The sequence below is a fragment of the Pedobacter sp. 05T44 genome (assembly GCF_056395985.1).
Map to the genome: position 1 here is coordinate 88,351 of NZ_JBFTKO010000012.1, position 15,448 is coordinate 103,798.

Genomic DNA, 15,448 nt, shown 5'->3' on the forward strand with positions numbered 1-15,448 from the left:
TATAAATAATACTTATTGATTAGGTTGTTTAACTAGTTTTGGATTTCTTGTGAGGATATCGGGCTCAATCTCACTATAATAATTACCCAATTGCCAGTTGTCGCTTGCAGTAACAATGTTTGATAAATCCACTTTGTAAATCCACTTACCATTATTTGGTGATCCCGGAGCATAATATTTATATGGCAACAAACTGTAAGGTTGAGTACTGCGTTTTGTCGCTTTAGAAAGATTACTTAAAAGATCTGTTTTATTTAAAGCAACCCCATCAAATACCTGGTGGGCAATTCTAAACCTTTTAAGGTCAAAGAAATATTGTCCTTCAAAAGCAAATTCCACTCTACGCTCATGCACAATCCGATCAAAAGTGATATCGCCACCGGTTAAAGGAACAACCAATCCGGCCCTGGCCCGTACCTGATTCATGTACCCCGCAGCAACCGAAGATTGTCCTAGCTCAAAGGCTGCCTCGGCTGCATTCAATAAGATTTCAGCATAACGATATCTTACCAACCAAACGGCACTTCCTACCCCACGCTGACCCGAGCCAATAGCAGGGTCCTGATATTTCCGGATATAGAAACCGGTTTGAGCAGTATTACCAATTCCGTTAATTGGCCCATCAAAGCCAACAACCTGTTCCGGTACCGTTTTACCAGGTAATACCTTTTGAGCACCGCGCTCACCTCCACTGATTACCGTTCCGTTTGCTAGTTGCACTCCAGCCCAAATGTCAACTGGTCTGGCTTTAAAGCTTGAGCCCGGGATGATTACCGTGCCACCCAAACGGGCATCTCTGCCGGCAAATATGTCCTGTTGATTGGTATAATAAACATAATCACCGTTAGCGTCATTGGTAGCTAAAGGGGCGAATGTATTATCTAACTTTTCAAATGACTGAACCAAATTAAGGGATGGATTTATACGGCCACCTTCTTCTTCTTCAGCACCAAAACGGGGCTGATTTACTTGCGTAAATCCATGTCTTTTGAATTTTAACGCATAATCGTCAACCCATATCACCTCATTATTTTGTGTTTTATCATAAAATATGGCAGCAAAGTTTTCAGAAAGATTTCCGGGTTGCTTTTTGTATAGTGAATAAGCTCCCGCTGAGCCACTGATGATTTCTTCAGCAGCTTTCAAGGCAGTGGTATAATAAGCATTTGCCATACCTGCCGGAATACCTACCTCGCCACCTGAGAGCGAAACGGAAGGAGTTGTTGCGCCGTATTTTGCAATAGAAGCAGCATATAAAGCAGCTCTTGATTCCATAGCCAATGCAGCACCTTTGGTAGCACGGGCTTTAGTATTGCTATTTGCAGGAAGCAACAGTTTTAATTCCTCTGCCTCCTTAATTACAAAGTCATACATTTCCGATTCCTTTGCCCTTGGATATTGCAAAGAAGTAACATCAGTCCCATTAAACTCTAATGAATTGAGAATGATAGGCACGCCTCCATAATACTGGGTTAAGGTGAAATAATAACTTGCCCTTAAAAACCTGGCTTCAGCAATATAAGATGCCTTGGTTGCCGCATCCAGTGCTGTAGCTGTTGCACAGCGCTCCATAAACAAGTTAAGTTCTCGGATATAAGTATAATCCCATGGTGTCCAGAAGTACGTTGGCCTGCCGCCAACATCTGGACCTCTGTATCCCCTAAAGCCCCAGGTACTGTTGCCATGGTAATTGTTATATTGTCCATTTTCAGAATAAAATGATTCATTAAAGTCACCAAAAGTAACCCATTCAGTAAGCCTTGGGTAATCGTACTGACGGTTATAAAGATCTGCCAGGATAGAGAGCACCTGTGTAGGATCACTAAAGGCCAGTTCAGGACTTAATACCTGAGTAGGCTTTATATCCAAATAATCTGAATCGCTTTTGCACCCCAAACTAAAAACGAATAAGGTGGCTATTGCTATTATAAATTTATTTTTCATGTTAGTTCAATTAAAAACTGTTATAAAGTGAGGTTAATGCCCATGTTAACAAATGAATTTTGTGGGTACTGTAAACCATTTGTATCCTGAACTTCCGAGTCAACCTTGTACTTGCTTAGGTTATCAATAGAAAATAGGTTATAGCCATTTACAAACAGGCGTGCCTTTTGGATGTTTATTTTTCCTATTAGTGATTTAGGTAAGGAATAACCAAGCTCCAGTGTTCTGGCACGAATGGCCGTTACATTATGCAACCAAAAAATAGAGTTTTTATTTACCGAACTGGCTGAATTGACGTTAAATCTTAATGCAGGATATTTACCTGGTATCCATTCACTATTTAAATCAAAAGCATCAGCTCTTCTCCATCTGTCCGTTAAAATGGTATTTAATGCACCTGAATTATATGAAAACCCTCTTCTGATTTCGTTTTCCTGATTATAGCTGTACATAGATCCGATTGAAAAATCAGCAGCAAAATCAAATCCCTTCCATGCTACGCTAAAATTAAACCCACCATTGATAATTGGCTGGTTGGTTCCGTCGGCGCTTCTTCCATAACCTAACGGGCGCTCATCATATCCATCAATTTTTCCATCACCATTAAGGTCCTTATAAATCAAGTCGCCCGGTAATAGGGTCTTATTACCCTGTCCGTCAATATTTATCGGATAGTTATTTATTTCTTCCTGTGATTGAAACTGGCCTACTACATCATATGCCCAAAAAAGGTTCTTGTATCTACCCTCGGCAGAATTACGGTACTGATCCCATGAGTTAAAAAATATCGGTTTGTAAGAAGCGGTGAACTTACTACGTGCGTATCCAACATTTCCACCAACGCTAAAAGTAACTGCACCAGCCGATCCATTGTAAGCAAGTGAAATCTCACCCCCGGCCTGCTCGTCTTTATTTATATTTTCGTCGCTTAGGTTAAAGCCAATCTCGCTAGGTAAAACGATATCATATTTGGTGCCTCTAAGTCCTGTTCGCAATCTTTTAAAATAGTCGACACTTCCAATCAATTTATTGTTAAACATGGTAAAATCGGCACCTATGTCCAGGATCTTACTTTTAAACCAGGAAATATTTAAGATGGGCTTACCTTTATCTCTTGAACCTATAATTGGATTTCCATCAAGAATGCCATAGCCATTCTGATTATAATTATAGCCGGCAAGATAATCAGTTGGTAATATCCCGTTATCATCATCTCCAAGTACACCGTAAGAAGCACGGATTTTCAAATCGTTCAGCTTACTGTTTTCACCTAACAGTGATTTCATGAATTTCTCTTCAGTAATTCTCCATCCACCAGATACAGAAGGGAAAAATCCTACTCTTTTATCCGGAGCAAATTTCCATGAAGCGTCCCTCCTGCCTGAAAACTCCAGGTAGTACTTATTCGCATAATTGTAGTTTATCTTTCCAATGTATCCGATACGGGCTTGCTGATCATCGCGATCATTGTAAGTATCCGTAGTGTTAAAATAGATAAGCGGAAGCACATTTGTTGCTGGCACGGCATGAACAAATACTTCTTTGTCCCTTACATCATATCTTTCAGAAATGAGAAGCCCTCCTACTGTATGTTTACCAAACGTATTGTTGTAGTTTAATCCAACCTGATAGTTATTCTTTTCTATCTTCTGAGTCCTACGCTCCCGCCATGGATTGATACTACCTCCGGTTGCTTTATAAGTATCGTCGGTAGGATTATAGGTATACGTTTTGTAAGTATACTCATGACCATCGTGCAGGCGATCTTCGAGTCCGTAAGAATAAGATCCCTGTGCAACAAGTCCCTTTATGTATGGGATTTGATATTGGGCATTAAACCTGGCCGATCCGTAACGTCTTCTATCATTCGAATATCCACCGTATTTCTTATTGTTATAAGCCCAATTGGATTCATTGTGGCCAATATCATTTATATAATCCGGATTGTCATTGGCATACGGACGTTCCCAGGGCCTGTTCCATAAGATGGCAGCTCTTGGTAAATTATAGTCATCACCTCCGGGTATTCCGGGATTATCTCTCACTTCGTTCCATCCATTTATCCCAATCCCAACCTTTAACCTATCTGTAATATTGGCATCCATATTGGCATTGATGTTTTTACGCCCATATGTAAACTCGCGTCCTAATACAGAATATTGGAACATATTTGTACCAGAAAAATAATAGTTTATTCTATCAGAACCACCTGTAGCATTAATAGCCTGCTGATACAACGGCGCATTTTTCTGTACAATAAAGTCTTTCCAGTTAAAACTTTGATAACCCGGAGCGGTGCCTTCCTTGTATTTGGCTAATTCCTCTTTGGTAACGGTAGTTGTCCCTCCGTTGTTCATCTCCGCATCAGCTTTGCCTAAATACCATTCGTATGAATCGTTCACTACATCAGGAAACCTGCTCCAATTCTGAAAGCCGGCATAGGTATCGATATTTATTACATTCTTTTCCCCTCTGCTTCCTCTTTTTGTGGTAACAACCACTACACCATTCGCAGCACGTACACCATAAACAGCTGCAGAAGCATCCTTTAAAACGGTAATGCTTTCTATATCACTTGGCGCAAGATTGTCGAACTGTCGTTTATCCTGCTGGATCCCATCAATTACAAACAATGGATTCCCCATGTTTCTTACCTGAATGGTAGCCCCACCTCCTGGTCTCCCATCAGGCATACGAAAGGTAACGCCCGGTAATTTCCCAGCCAATCCTGTACTTACTTGCGATCCGCCATGTACTTTTTCCAGATCTTTACTGGTAACCGTTGAAATGGCTCCTGTTATTGATTCTCTTTTTTGGGTGCCATATCCCGTTACAACAACTTCGGTTAACTGTTGTTTATCCTCTTCCAATTCTACGTTAATTGTGGTGCCACCCTCCACGATAACTTCTTTTGTAAGAAATCCGATATAGGTGAATACCAATACGCCCCTTCCCGTTGGTAAGGAAACGGTGTACTTGCCCTGTTCATTTGTACTCATACCTGTATTGGCCCCTTTTAACTTAACGCTCACCCCGGTTAGTGGCTTTTGTTGAAAAGTTACGGTACCAGTAATGGTCTTTTGTTGTGCATGCACAGACTCCCGGGACAATAAAACAAGGGTAATCAGTAAAAGAAAAACAGGATAATGTTTTCTTAGCAAAGCTTGCTCAAATAGAACAAATCTCTTGAGTATTAATTTTTTCATCTTATATTAAGTTTGATTAAGTTTAGGTTAAATAACTGAAATCGACATATTTAATGCTCATACTACTATGGCTTATCTCCTTTCTTTAATTAATGACTAATAAAAATTACCGCGCCCATAAATTAACTTATGGCGTCATGTTCTGATTTTCTAGATAGTTGCGGGATTCCGGAATCGCGTCGTTCTATTTTACAATCGTCTATATTTGGTTTTGGTTAATACAAGTTTAAATTTTATTGCGCTGGAATCATTGGCACTTGTTATCTAATAATGACTATATTGTATCCTAAAATTTCCATATAGCCAATATTTAAGATAATTTTAATAAAATGACGCACGTTATTCCCAAATCGCCTATTTCACAATCTAAAGTGTATGTGGTTAAAGAAATTTATGCCCCCTACTTTGATCCTACGTTTCACTCACATCCCGAATTTCAATTAAACTGTGTTCTGGAAGGCGAAGGAAGCCGTTTTGTAGGTAATAACATCACCTCATTTAAGGCTATGGATATGGTACTTATTGGTCCGCACCTTCCCCATGTATGGAGAAATGAAAACAAATATTTCGAAAAGGACAGTACACTATCAACCAGGGTTATTGTGGTATACTTCCATAAAGATTTTTTTGGAGAAGCATTGCGGTTAAAAGATGAAATGGGCCAAATCGACAGGCTATTTCAAAAATCTGAACGGGGACTAGAAATTATTGGGAAAACAAAGGTTGTTGTAAGTAAAATGATGCGTGAGCTGTTAGAATTAGATGGCATGGATGGCGTTATTCAATTGCTTAAAATATTAAATGTACTTGCTAAATCAAACGACTATCATTTTGTTACCCATAATTATTTGATTTCATCTAATACTGAAGCGGAGACTACCAGAATGAACAAGGTATATGGGCACGTAATGAGGAATTTCAAACATACCATTAGTGCGGAGGAGGTTGCCTCCTTAATAAATATGACCCGTACATCCTTTAGCAGATATTTTAAGGCGCGTGTGAATAAATCATTTTCAGATTTTCTTAAAGAGATCCGAATTGAATCTGCCTGCAAATTACTCAAGGAAGGAAAAATGAATATTGATCAGATTGGTTACGAATGCGGCTTTCAAACGCTCTCTAACTTTAATAAACAATTTAAAAAAGTTATAGGAAAACAACCTAATCAATACCGGAATGAATACCAAAAAGTAGCAGCCGAGTCATATCGGTATTTTTAACCTTAGAACGGTTACCTTTCTATAAATCCTTGTTCCTGACTGGCCAGACTATTGTCATCAATCAGATAAGATTTCACATCTGCGATACTCATTTCATCCAGTACGTCTACAAAATTCTTATATGTAGATCCTTCGGTGGGTTTAATAATAACTATCATAAACTTGGCCGGATCATTTTCATGCAACTTTGCTATTTCCTTTTTATTTTGAGCTAAAACACTGCCTATCATTTTAAAACTTACACGATGTGGAGTTGCTTTCTTCGTCTCACCTTTATACCAGACAATGCTATTATCCTTACCCAAAAGAACCGTTAGCGTTCTTGACGCAGGATAAGGCTGATCAGGGATATCGATAATCGGCTTGGCTATATCCATGGCCTGCGACTTAGATAAGGAAGTTGTGAGCATGAAAAAGGTTATTAAAAGAAATGCCAGATCTACCATTGCGGTAAGGTCTACGGAGGGAACTGCTTTTCGGGTTCTGTTTTTTCCTTTTAAGGCGTCGCCATTTTGAGGAATGCTTAAGGTTGCCATAGTTCTGTCTTTTAGTTATGATGTGGATAAACATCAAATTTCATAAGGAAGACAGAAATATTTTTTTGAACTCAGAATCATCAAAATTTTGATTTTTAACTCAAAATTTTAAAATAAACTATTTAAATTAATTTTATAGAAACTATTGTTCTTAGAACAGTAGCATAGTATATTTGATAAAACTAAAAAGATATGTAAAAGCTAAATACTATATTTTTGCCGAATCTTCAAAATATGTGAAGCATTTAGCACTTAAGAATCTCGTCCTAGAAACCTGAGAACTTCCAAACAAACGAGAGAATAAGTGATGTTAAGTAAAAACACGGGATTTATAGACATTCATGAAAGCTTAAAAAACCAAATAACGGCTAATTATACCCTATAACTAAATTGGCTGTAACCATTGTACATCTCGCTGATAGTAGACACTATAACACGATGATTGTTTTTCCTTCTACCCTGAATTTTACATCACCAGTTAACTCCAGGACGTGAAGTATCTGTGAGATTTTTCCATATTTGGATATGGTACCGCCAAAAATCTGTTTGCCGGCTTCTTTATTTTGATAAACAACATCCATGTTGTACCATCTTGATATTTTCTTCATGATATTTTGAAGAGGTTCGTTTCTAAAAGAAAATTCTCCTTCTTTCCAGGCAATAACATCATTGGGGTCCACAACATTCACTTTAATCGCCGTTCCTGAATTCACAGCCTGTTGTCCGGGTTTAAGTGTAATCTGGTTAACCTGAACACTACCTTCAAGCAACGTTGTATTTGTAAACTGGTCATCAGAATAGGCGCTGATATTAAACCGTGTTCCAAGTACTTTTACAGTTTGTGTTTTACTTTGTACTAAAAATGGATGCAATTTATCTTTAGCAACTTCAAAGTAGGCTTCGCCGTTCAGCTCTATTCTACGCTCTTTAAGCCAACGAAAAGAAATCGGATATGTTAGAGATGAAGCGGCGTTTAGCCATACTTTCGTGCCGTCCGGCAACGAGAGCTTATATTGTCCGCCACGTGGCGTTCGAATGGTATTTGAAATTTCAGAATATGAGCTTTTGCCCCCGTTCTGTAACGGGGGCAGCTCATGTCGAGAGGTATAAATAATTTCTCCTTCCTTGGTTTTTGTAATTTGAGTGGTAGATTGTAGGGCCAGCAAACCAATTTTAGCATTTAACAAATTGATCTTTTTACCATCGCTCAAAATGAGTACGGCGGTATTCTTTCCCGGATCAATGTCATTTACATATGTTTTATTCGAAGTATCTTTAGTGAAGAAATAAATAAAAACACCCAGGACGATGATCGATGCTGCTGAAACTGCAACCCCTAATGGCCAGCTTATCATTCTGGCCGTTTCTGGCTTAGTAGCTTTTAGAATAGGTTGCCACATCTGATCATCGATAGTTTCCAGATCAATCTGTGACAAACCAGACTGCTCATCCTCACGGAATTTGTGCAGCCAGTAACGTACTTTTTCAAGTTCCCGATCGGAGCATGTCCCGGCCTGAAATCTCTCCAATAAGTCCTTTACTTGTTCATCGTTCATAATCTACCCTATGCGTTTTTTAAGATAATCATAACAAAGACACCTCAGAATTAGGAATCGGGTACACGAAGGGAAAAAAAATATTATTTCAACATCCCTGTTAAAAAAGCATATATAAAAAGGAACAGTCCAAGTTTTCCCCGAAGTGTTTTCAACGCCCTTTTAATTTGAGTAGCTACCGTATGTTCGGAGATATTTAAGCGATCTGCTATTTCTTTGTTACTTAAATATTCCTGGCGTCTCAATTGAAATATTTCGCGCATTTTTTCCGGCAGGTTGTTGATCTCTTTTTCAATTAATGATTTAAGATCTTTTTCCCTAATGCGATAGTCCGTTTGAGCAGCTGCATTGTCTGTAACTTCTTTGAATGATGAGATGTATTCCTGAGTGATGGCCACATGCCGAAAAACATTAAGTACACGATTTAAAACAGCCTTGTAAAGGTAGCCAGAAAGTGTAGTCTGAATATTTAAATTACTCCTGGAATTCCATAAATGAACATATATCTCCTGGATAATATCTTTGGCACTTTCGCTGTCCTGAAGCTTTTTATACGCATAGATGTAAAGCAGGCTATTGTACCGCTTATAAATCTCGGTAAATGAATGATGGTCCCCTGCCCTCAGGAGATCTACAAGCTCAGCGTCTGAAAGTGTTCTACAATCATTCATTTATAAGGTTTTCTTTCAACAATGATCTTTTAGAGCTCCTTTAATGAAAAAAGAAGCGGCGCTGCCTAAATTAATGGACAGTCGCCGCCTCCTAAATTAACGCTCTCTCCTCAAGATTATAAAAAATATTCTAAACTATCAAGGGTAAAATCACAATAACCTTAGAGTCAGTATTTTTAAAAAACATACAAACCTGGATTCAATTTATTTAAATATAGATGTTGTTGAGAAATGTCGCTTGATCCATTATTTTTGGATTCTTTTGGGCGCACGCGGAATTCTTGGAAAAAACAAAAAAGCCACTCGATTGAGTGGCTTTTACGGGCCGGACGGAACTCACCCAAGCCCAAAACAACCTTTAAATCAATATTTTACAAGCCCCACAATGAAAACTCCCTGAATTACTCACGATTTCAAATTACCATATAACGGCAACCGCTATTCTACTAAAATAGGAAATCAACCTGTTGCCTATAGCCGCAGTGAAAACGAATTGCAAATTAACAGCATTTGAAAGGTTACAGTGCTTTGGTAACATCATATCTCTTCATTGCTGTTTCAAAAATTCTGGCACATTGTTGGTTATACGCATACCGGTATTATATTAAACCTTCGGCAATTGTCAACAAGCTATGCGCCAAAATAATCATCCTATACCTGAAAACGAAATGGCAAGACTCATCCGTCTAGCTGAACTCGATATTGACTACAGCAGTTTATCTGAAAACTTTAAAGATCTCACCCGCCTAGCCGCCAAAATAGCAGGCACAGAAATCTCCCTGATCAATCTAATTGATTCCTATACACAATGGACACTTGCAAACCATGGAATTGAGGTGGATCAGACGACAAGAGAGGAATCTGTCTGCCAGTATACAATCATGAATGACGATCAATTTGAAGTAAAGGATCTTTCCAAAGATGTAAGGTTTAACAAAAACAAATACATAGAGGCCCCTTTATCCTTACGGTATTATTTCGGCGTCCCATTGAAGGATCAACAGGGTCTGAATATTGGTGCACTCTGCGTTCTGGATACAAGACTTAAGACACTTAACCCGGAAAAAATAGAACTGCTGAAGATCATTGCAGCAGAAATAGTCAACAGGCTGAAGGCTTATAAGGCTATGGAAGAATTACGTGATCAGGTTAAACAGGCTGATGAATCCAGGAAAAAAGTTGCCCACGACATCAGGGGGCCTCTTGCGGGCATAATCGGCTTATCGCAGATCATAGCTGAACAAGGCAAAACTGCCCATATTGACCAGGTGATCGATTTTATTAACCTGATCCACACAGGCAGCAAGTCTATCCTGGATCTTGCTGACGAAATTCTCAGCCAGGAGCATGAAACCAAACAGCTCAGTAGCCAGCATTTCGATCTCAGCAGCTTTCGTGATAAGCTGAAACAGCTGTACGACCCTCAGGCCGTCACCAAACAACTACAGTTGCAGGTCAGTGTCAATCAGGACACCCAGTACATCCCCTTTTCCAAAAACAAGCTTCTACAAATTACAGGCAATCTGATCTCCAATGCAATAAAATTTACGCCAAATAAAGGAAGGATCCTGGTAGATCTGGATTTGATTGTCAAATCTGATCAAAATAACCTGAATATTGCAGTTTCGGATACCGGAGTTGGTATAACCGAAGAAGAGATCACCCGGATCCTCAGGGGAGACAGCCATACCACGGCGGGGACAGGCGGGGAAAAGGGATATGGATTCGGTCTTTCATTGGTAAAACACCTAATTGAAAAACTCAACGGGCGATTGGAAATTCACTCTCAGATTGGTCAGGGGACTACTTTTAAAGTGGAACTCCCTTTGAGTAATTTATAATTTATTATCTTTAGGGTATCACCCTAATGTAATGAATCATGCGCTTAAAATTTCATTTGCCCTTAACACTTCTATTTTTTTCTTTCCAATTCCTGCAGGCTCAGGATCAGAATATCGGTTCTGATGAATTGTTTACCAAAGCACGCAGCGCGGCATTTGATCAAAAAGATTATCCCAAGGCAATTTCGCTAAGTAAGCAGGCCCTTGCAAAAAGTCCCGATTATACAGATATCAGGATATTTCTTGGCAGAGTTTATACCTGGAATAAACAACCAGATAGTGCCAGACAGGCCTTTAGTCAGGTTTTAAATAAACAACCAGATAATGCGGATGCGTCACTGGCTTTTGCCAGCCTGGAATTTTGGGAAGGCAATTCTGAAAAGGCACTTGAACATGTAAACTCCGGGTTGAAGCATCATAGCGATGCCAGTGATCTGTTGCTGCTGAAGGCAAAGGTCTTGAATGACCTGAAGAGATGGTCTGAGGCCAATATAGAGATAGAAAAGGTAATCAAGGCCGATCCAAACATGACTGAAGCAAGAACACTTGCGGCCAGGGTAAGGGAGAATTCCTCAAAAAACAAAATCGGGGTCAACTACGACTTTATCTATTTCGATAAACAATTTGATGATCCCTGGCACCTGGTAAGTGTGGACTACAGCCATCAAACCGCCCTGGGCTCGGTCATTGGCCGTATTAATTACGCCAACAGGTTCAAAAACAATGGGGTTCAATTCGAGATTGACGCCTACCCTCGCATTTCCAATACCTTTCAGGCTTACATCAGCGGAGGATATTCCAATAATGTCGGGGTGTTCCCCCAGTACCGGGCAGGTTTTTCATTGTATGCCAATTTGCCTGCAAGTTTTGAAGCAGAAGCCGGATTCAGGTACCTTACCTTTGGTGAATCTACCTGGATCTATACCGCCTCTGTTGGTAAATATTACAAAAGCTTCTGGTTCAATTTCCGGACTTTTCTCACCCCTTCAAATAATGAGGTTTCCCAGTCGTTTGCCTTAACAAGCAGGTATTACTACGGCGGTGCAGATGATTACTTCAGTTTACGGCTGGGTACAGGTCTTTCTCCTGATGATCCGCAAAACAATGTGCTGATTGGCAATGCAAACTATAAGCTAAGGTCAAACAACATCACTCTGGGATACAGACGCGCGTTCAAGTCCCTGAATATTCTAATCGTTAACCTGGGAGTTGACAATCAGGAATATAAATTGAATACCAGAGGAACACAGATTGACCTTGGTCTGGGATACATCAGACGCTTTTAGTGATGTCAAAAAGGAGAAAAATGCTGGCCCTACTGGCAGTTATTGCGGCAATCCCCTTATTGATGTGGCTGCTCTGGCTTTGCACGCCTAAAACAAAAATGGTGGCGGCAATAATCGACAAAACGGTCCTGACCACCCGTGGCCAGGAACACATTTCCTTAACCTGGATCCTGAACCACCAGAAATTCACCAAAACCAGTACCAAGTCTTATCAGATTGCAAAGGACTATTTCGGTTTTTTCCCCCTGGACAAGGAGAACTTCCGCTTAAAAGGCTTGGAACGATTTAATCCTGATCAGCTGAAACAGCTGAGTGAGGATGCGGACATGGTGTATTTTACAGATACCTATGGCATTTACAACAATGAGTGGTATAGCCAAAAGAATAATACCGAGCGCTCCGGCATGATTTACGGAGGAATGAGCAGCCAGGACATTGAACTACTGAGGCTGATGAAAGCCAAAGGCAAACTGATCATTACCGAATTCAATAGCATTGGAAGTCCTACACACCTGGATACCCGCCTGAGGTTCGAAAAGCTGTTTGCCATGCGCTGGACAGGCTGGACCGGACGCTTTTTTGACAACCTTGACAGTACAAAAAACAAGGAACTACCAAGATGGTTAATCCGCAATTACAAAAGAGACAACAACAATCAGTGGCCATTTACAAAAGCAGGAGTTGCCTTTGTAAACGATAAAGATCAGGTAGTCATTCTCCAGGACAGCACTGAATTGGATGATCCCATGCCCCATATTACCAGCAGTCCATACGGGCAGCAGAATTTTGGTCTTCCAAGCAAAATTAAGTATGCGTTCTGGTTTGATGTGATCCAGCCCGATCTTAAGACCAATACCCAGGTTGCCAGCTTTACCCTGGATGTAAATGCGAAAGGCCGTGAGCTGCTGGCAGCCCATCAGCTGCCCAGGGTTTTCCCTGCTGTAATTATGCATAAGCATGAAGATTATCGGTTCTATTACTTCTCTGGTGATTTCTGTGACAATCCCATCACCATGGGTACTTCCTATTTTAAAGGTATCAGTTTGTTTAAATGGATGTTCTATAACACAAGCGATCCGATGGAACGTGCCAGTTTTTTCTGGAACTTTTACCGGCCCATGGTTAGCCAAATACTGAAGGAAGAAAAAAAATTCAAAAAGTAATTAATGCTTAGTTGGGCCGTACTTGTTCAACACCGAATCTGGTAAAATGCCTGCGCGGTTTCCAATGCCAGCATTTCTCCGCTTAAAGTGATCAAAGGCGTTCTTTAGCCGTTTATAAATGGGCTGATCCGCTACCGACTCCTCCTGCAGATCCGGGCCCATCTTGTAAAGTGAGCTTCCGTTGAGGTGGTACTCGCCCATGATGAAGTCGATAATATCTGTCTTGGTCTGGATAAGGGGATACTGATGAACGTTACGGAAGTTTCTTGCAGTATCGAGGCCCTCTCCCATCCAGCTCGCCTGATCTGGCACCTTAAGTTTATAACTGGCCTTAAGGAAGCTCAGCAGGCTTGGGACGATATCAAAATGTGTGGAAACGGATGCAAACTGTGCATTCCGCTTTAATAAGGGTGAATAAATGATCAGCGGGACATGATACCTGTCAATTTTGCTGCTCATGGGGATTTCGGGCATTCTATGATCACCTGTAATCACAAAGATCGTATTTGCAAAATCTTTACGCTTTTTGCACTCCTGAAAAAAGCTTCTGAGTGCGTCGTCAGTATACATAATGGAAGAATACTGCAGCTTGTAATTCCTATAGGTGTCCTTTTTTGGATTCTCAAAACCCAGCTCATCCATACGCTGCTCAAACTTACTAACATATTCAGGCTGATCATTAACCAGAAAAGGATTATGACTGGCGACAGTGAGGATCACATTAAGTTCCGGGGATTTTGATTCGCTATCCGCCCTGGTGGCCAGATAGTATCTGAAAAGCTCCTTGTCATTGTAGCCCCACGTGAAGCCGTTGACAGCGGGGAGTTTCACATATCCCCCGGGGAAGGATTGAATGTCCCTGAGCTCATCAACATGATTCTTCTTTAAGAATAGAGACATATTGTCGAAACCCGCATCACCCCCGTAATAAAATGAAGTAGTATAGCCGTTAAACTTCAGCACGCTATATAATGAGGCATGTGGCGGCATTTTATCTCCAAGTTCCAGAAAACCATTTTTTGAAAACGGCAGCGAGGCCATTAAAGAGGGCAGCACAGCAAAGGTACGCCCACCTTCACTTAAGAAATTCTTCCAATATAGACTTTTACCGGACAGGGAGTCCAAAAAGGGGGTGAAATTACCCAGGTAGGCCCCTTCATTAGTGAATGCCCTACCCAATCCCTCTACCAAAATGATGACAATATTGGGCCTGCTTGGGGATAAATTAAAAAAGGAGCTCAGCACATCCTGATCGGACACTTCGTGCAGGAAAGGGAATTCAGAACCACCGGTATATTTAAATGATGTGCCGACGGTCTTTGTATCCCCATAATCCCCAATATAAGCATCTGCATAAATATCGGATTCCTCGTCCGGAGGATAAAAATGAAGGTAAGAACTTACAAAAAAATAGTCAGTTTTATTGAGCACCAGATTGTTGTCAAAATCAGATTGAAACGGACGGCCACGCATCAGCTGCAAGACACCGGTAACTAAAAAGAACAAGGATAATCCAGGGAAGATCACCGCGGCCCAAAAGGGCAGCTGTATTTTACCAGGCAGGAATTTTAAAGCCACAAGTACCAATGCCACCAGCAGGATAAAACTCACAACCAGCTGAATACCCAGTCCTGAGGAGGCGCCAACGGTCTGTTTGATGTCTGCAATGGAATATCCATACAGATCAGCACCCAGAGGCACCAGAGAGGTATTGAAATATTGAACCAGGCCGATCTGAATGATGATCATCAGGATGATAAAGATTTTGAACAGCACTTTTGACAACTTTAAAGAGCTCTGGGCAAGCAGAACAAAAAAGATATATTCCAGAAAAAGCCCTTTGAACCAGAAAACCACATCTCCCAGCAGCGCCCAGAAAACAAAGGATGCTCCCTTTTGCGGGAACTCATGGGTAAATCCATTTAACAAAATCTCAAAAATGCGTATCAAGAATAAGGCAGCAAGCAAGACCAGGGCCAGCTGTATAAAAACCAATGTTGCTGATTTAAATCGATCGATCAT

At 40.5% G+C, this 15,448-nt stretch carries 10 protein-coding genes; 4 read left to right on the plus strand and 6 right to left on the minus strand.

Annotated features, from left to right (window positions below):
• Positions 1–12: 12 nt before the first annotated feature.
• Both AC1DDK_RS18160 and AC1DDK_RS18165 read right to left on the minus strand, forming a co-directional pair.
• Entirely contained in the window at positions 13–1,944 is a 1,932-nt protein-coding gene (locus AC1DDK_RS18160; RefSeq protein ID WP_337716974.1) for a RagB/SusD family nutrient uptake outer membrane protein, read from the minus strand.
• 20 nt (positions 1,945–1,964) lie between these two features.
• Positions 1,965–5,150: a SusC/RagA family TonB-linked outer membrane protein gene (locus AC1DDK_RS18165; RefSeq protein WP_337716976.1), complete on the minus strand. Its 3,186-nt coding sequence runs from the start codon at positions 5,148–5,150 to the stop codon at positions 1,965–1,967.
• A gap of 329 nt (positions 5,151–5,479) precedes the next feature.
• On the opposite strand from AC1DDK_RS18165, the gene AC1DDK_RS18170 reads away from it, so the two are divergent.
• Entirely contained in the window at positions 5,480–6,373 is an 894-nt protein-coding gene (locus tag AC1DDK_RS18170) for an AraC family transcriptional regulator (protein ID WP_172662164.1), read from the plus strand.
• A gap of 11 nt (positions 6,374–6,384) precedes the next feature.
• On the opposite strand, the gene AC1DDK_RS18175 is transcribed toward AC1DDK_RS18170, so the two are convergent.
• From AC1DDK_RS18175 to AC1DDK_RS18185, 3 genes are all read right to left on the minus strand, one after another.
• Positions 6,385–6,909, minus strand: coding sequence for an ExbD/TolR family protein (locus AC1DDK_RS18175; RefSeq protein WP_337716978.1), 525 nt, complete (start codon positions 6,907–6,909; stop codon positions 6,385–6,387).
• A 428-nt stretch (positions 6,910–7,337) separates the two neighbouring features.
• A complete protein-coding gene (locus tag AC1DDK_RS18180) occupies positions 7,338–8,465 on the minus strand; it encodes a FecR family protein (RefSeq protein ID WP_172662166.1) in 1,128 nt (375 codons plus the stop codon).
• An 83-nt stretch (positions 8,466–8,548) separates the two neighbouring features.
• Complete coding sequence (locus AC1DDK_RS18185; protein WP_172662167.1) at positions 8,549–9,136, minus strand: RNA polymerase sigma factor; 588 nt, start codon at positions 9,134–9,136, stop codon at positions 8,549–8,551.
• A gap of 668 nt (positions 9,137–9,804) precedes the next feature.
• Here AC1DDK_RS18185 and AC1DDK_RS18190 point away from each other — a divergent pair.
• Genes AC1DDK_RS18190 through AC1DDK_RS18200 form a run of 3 tightly spaced genes read left to right on the plus strand, consistent with a single transcriptional unit; the run spans position 9,805 to position 13,426 of the window.
• Positions 9,805–10,977: a GAF domain-containing sensor histidine kinase gene (locus AC1DDK_RS18190; protein WP_337716980.1), complete on the plus strand. Its 1,173-nt coding sequence runs from the start codon at positions 9,805–9,807 to the stop codon at positions 10,975–10,977.
• Between the two features lie 38 nt (positions 10,978–11,015).
• A complete protein-coding gene (locus AC1DDK_RS18195) occupies positions 11,016–12,263 on the plus strand; it encodes a YaiO family outer membrane beta-barrel protein (RefSeq protein ID WP_172662169.1) in 1,248 nt (415 codons plus the stop codon).
• A 20-nt stretch (positions 12,264–12,283) separates the two neighbouring features.
• Entirely contained in the window at positions 12,284–13,426 is a 1,143-nt protein-coding gene (locus AC1DDK_RS18200; protein ID WP_337716983.1) for a hypothetical protein, read from the plus strand.
• Here AC1DDK_RS18200 and AC1DDK_RS18205 read toward each other — a convergent pair whose 3' ends face one another.
• Positions 13,427–15,448, minus strand: a complete 2,022-nt coding sequence (locus AC1DDK_RS18205) for an LTA synthase family protein (protein ID WP_337716984.1) — start codon at positions 15,446–15,448, stop codon at positions 13,427–13,429.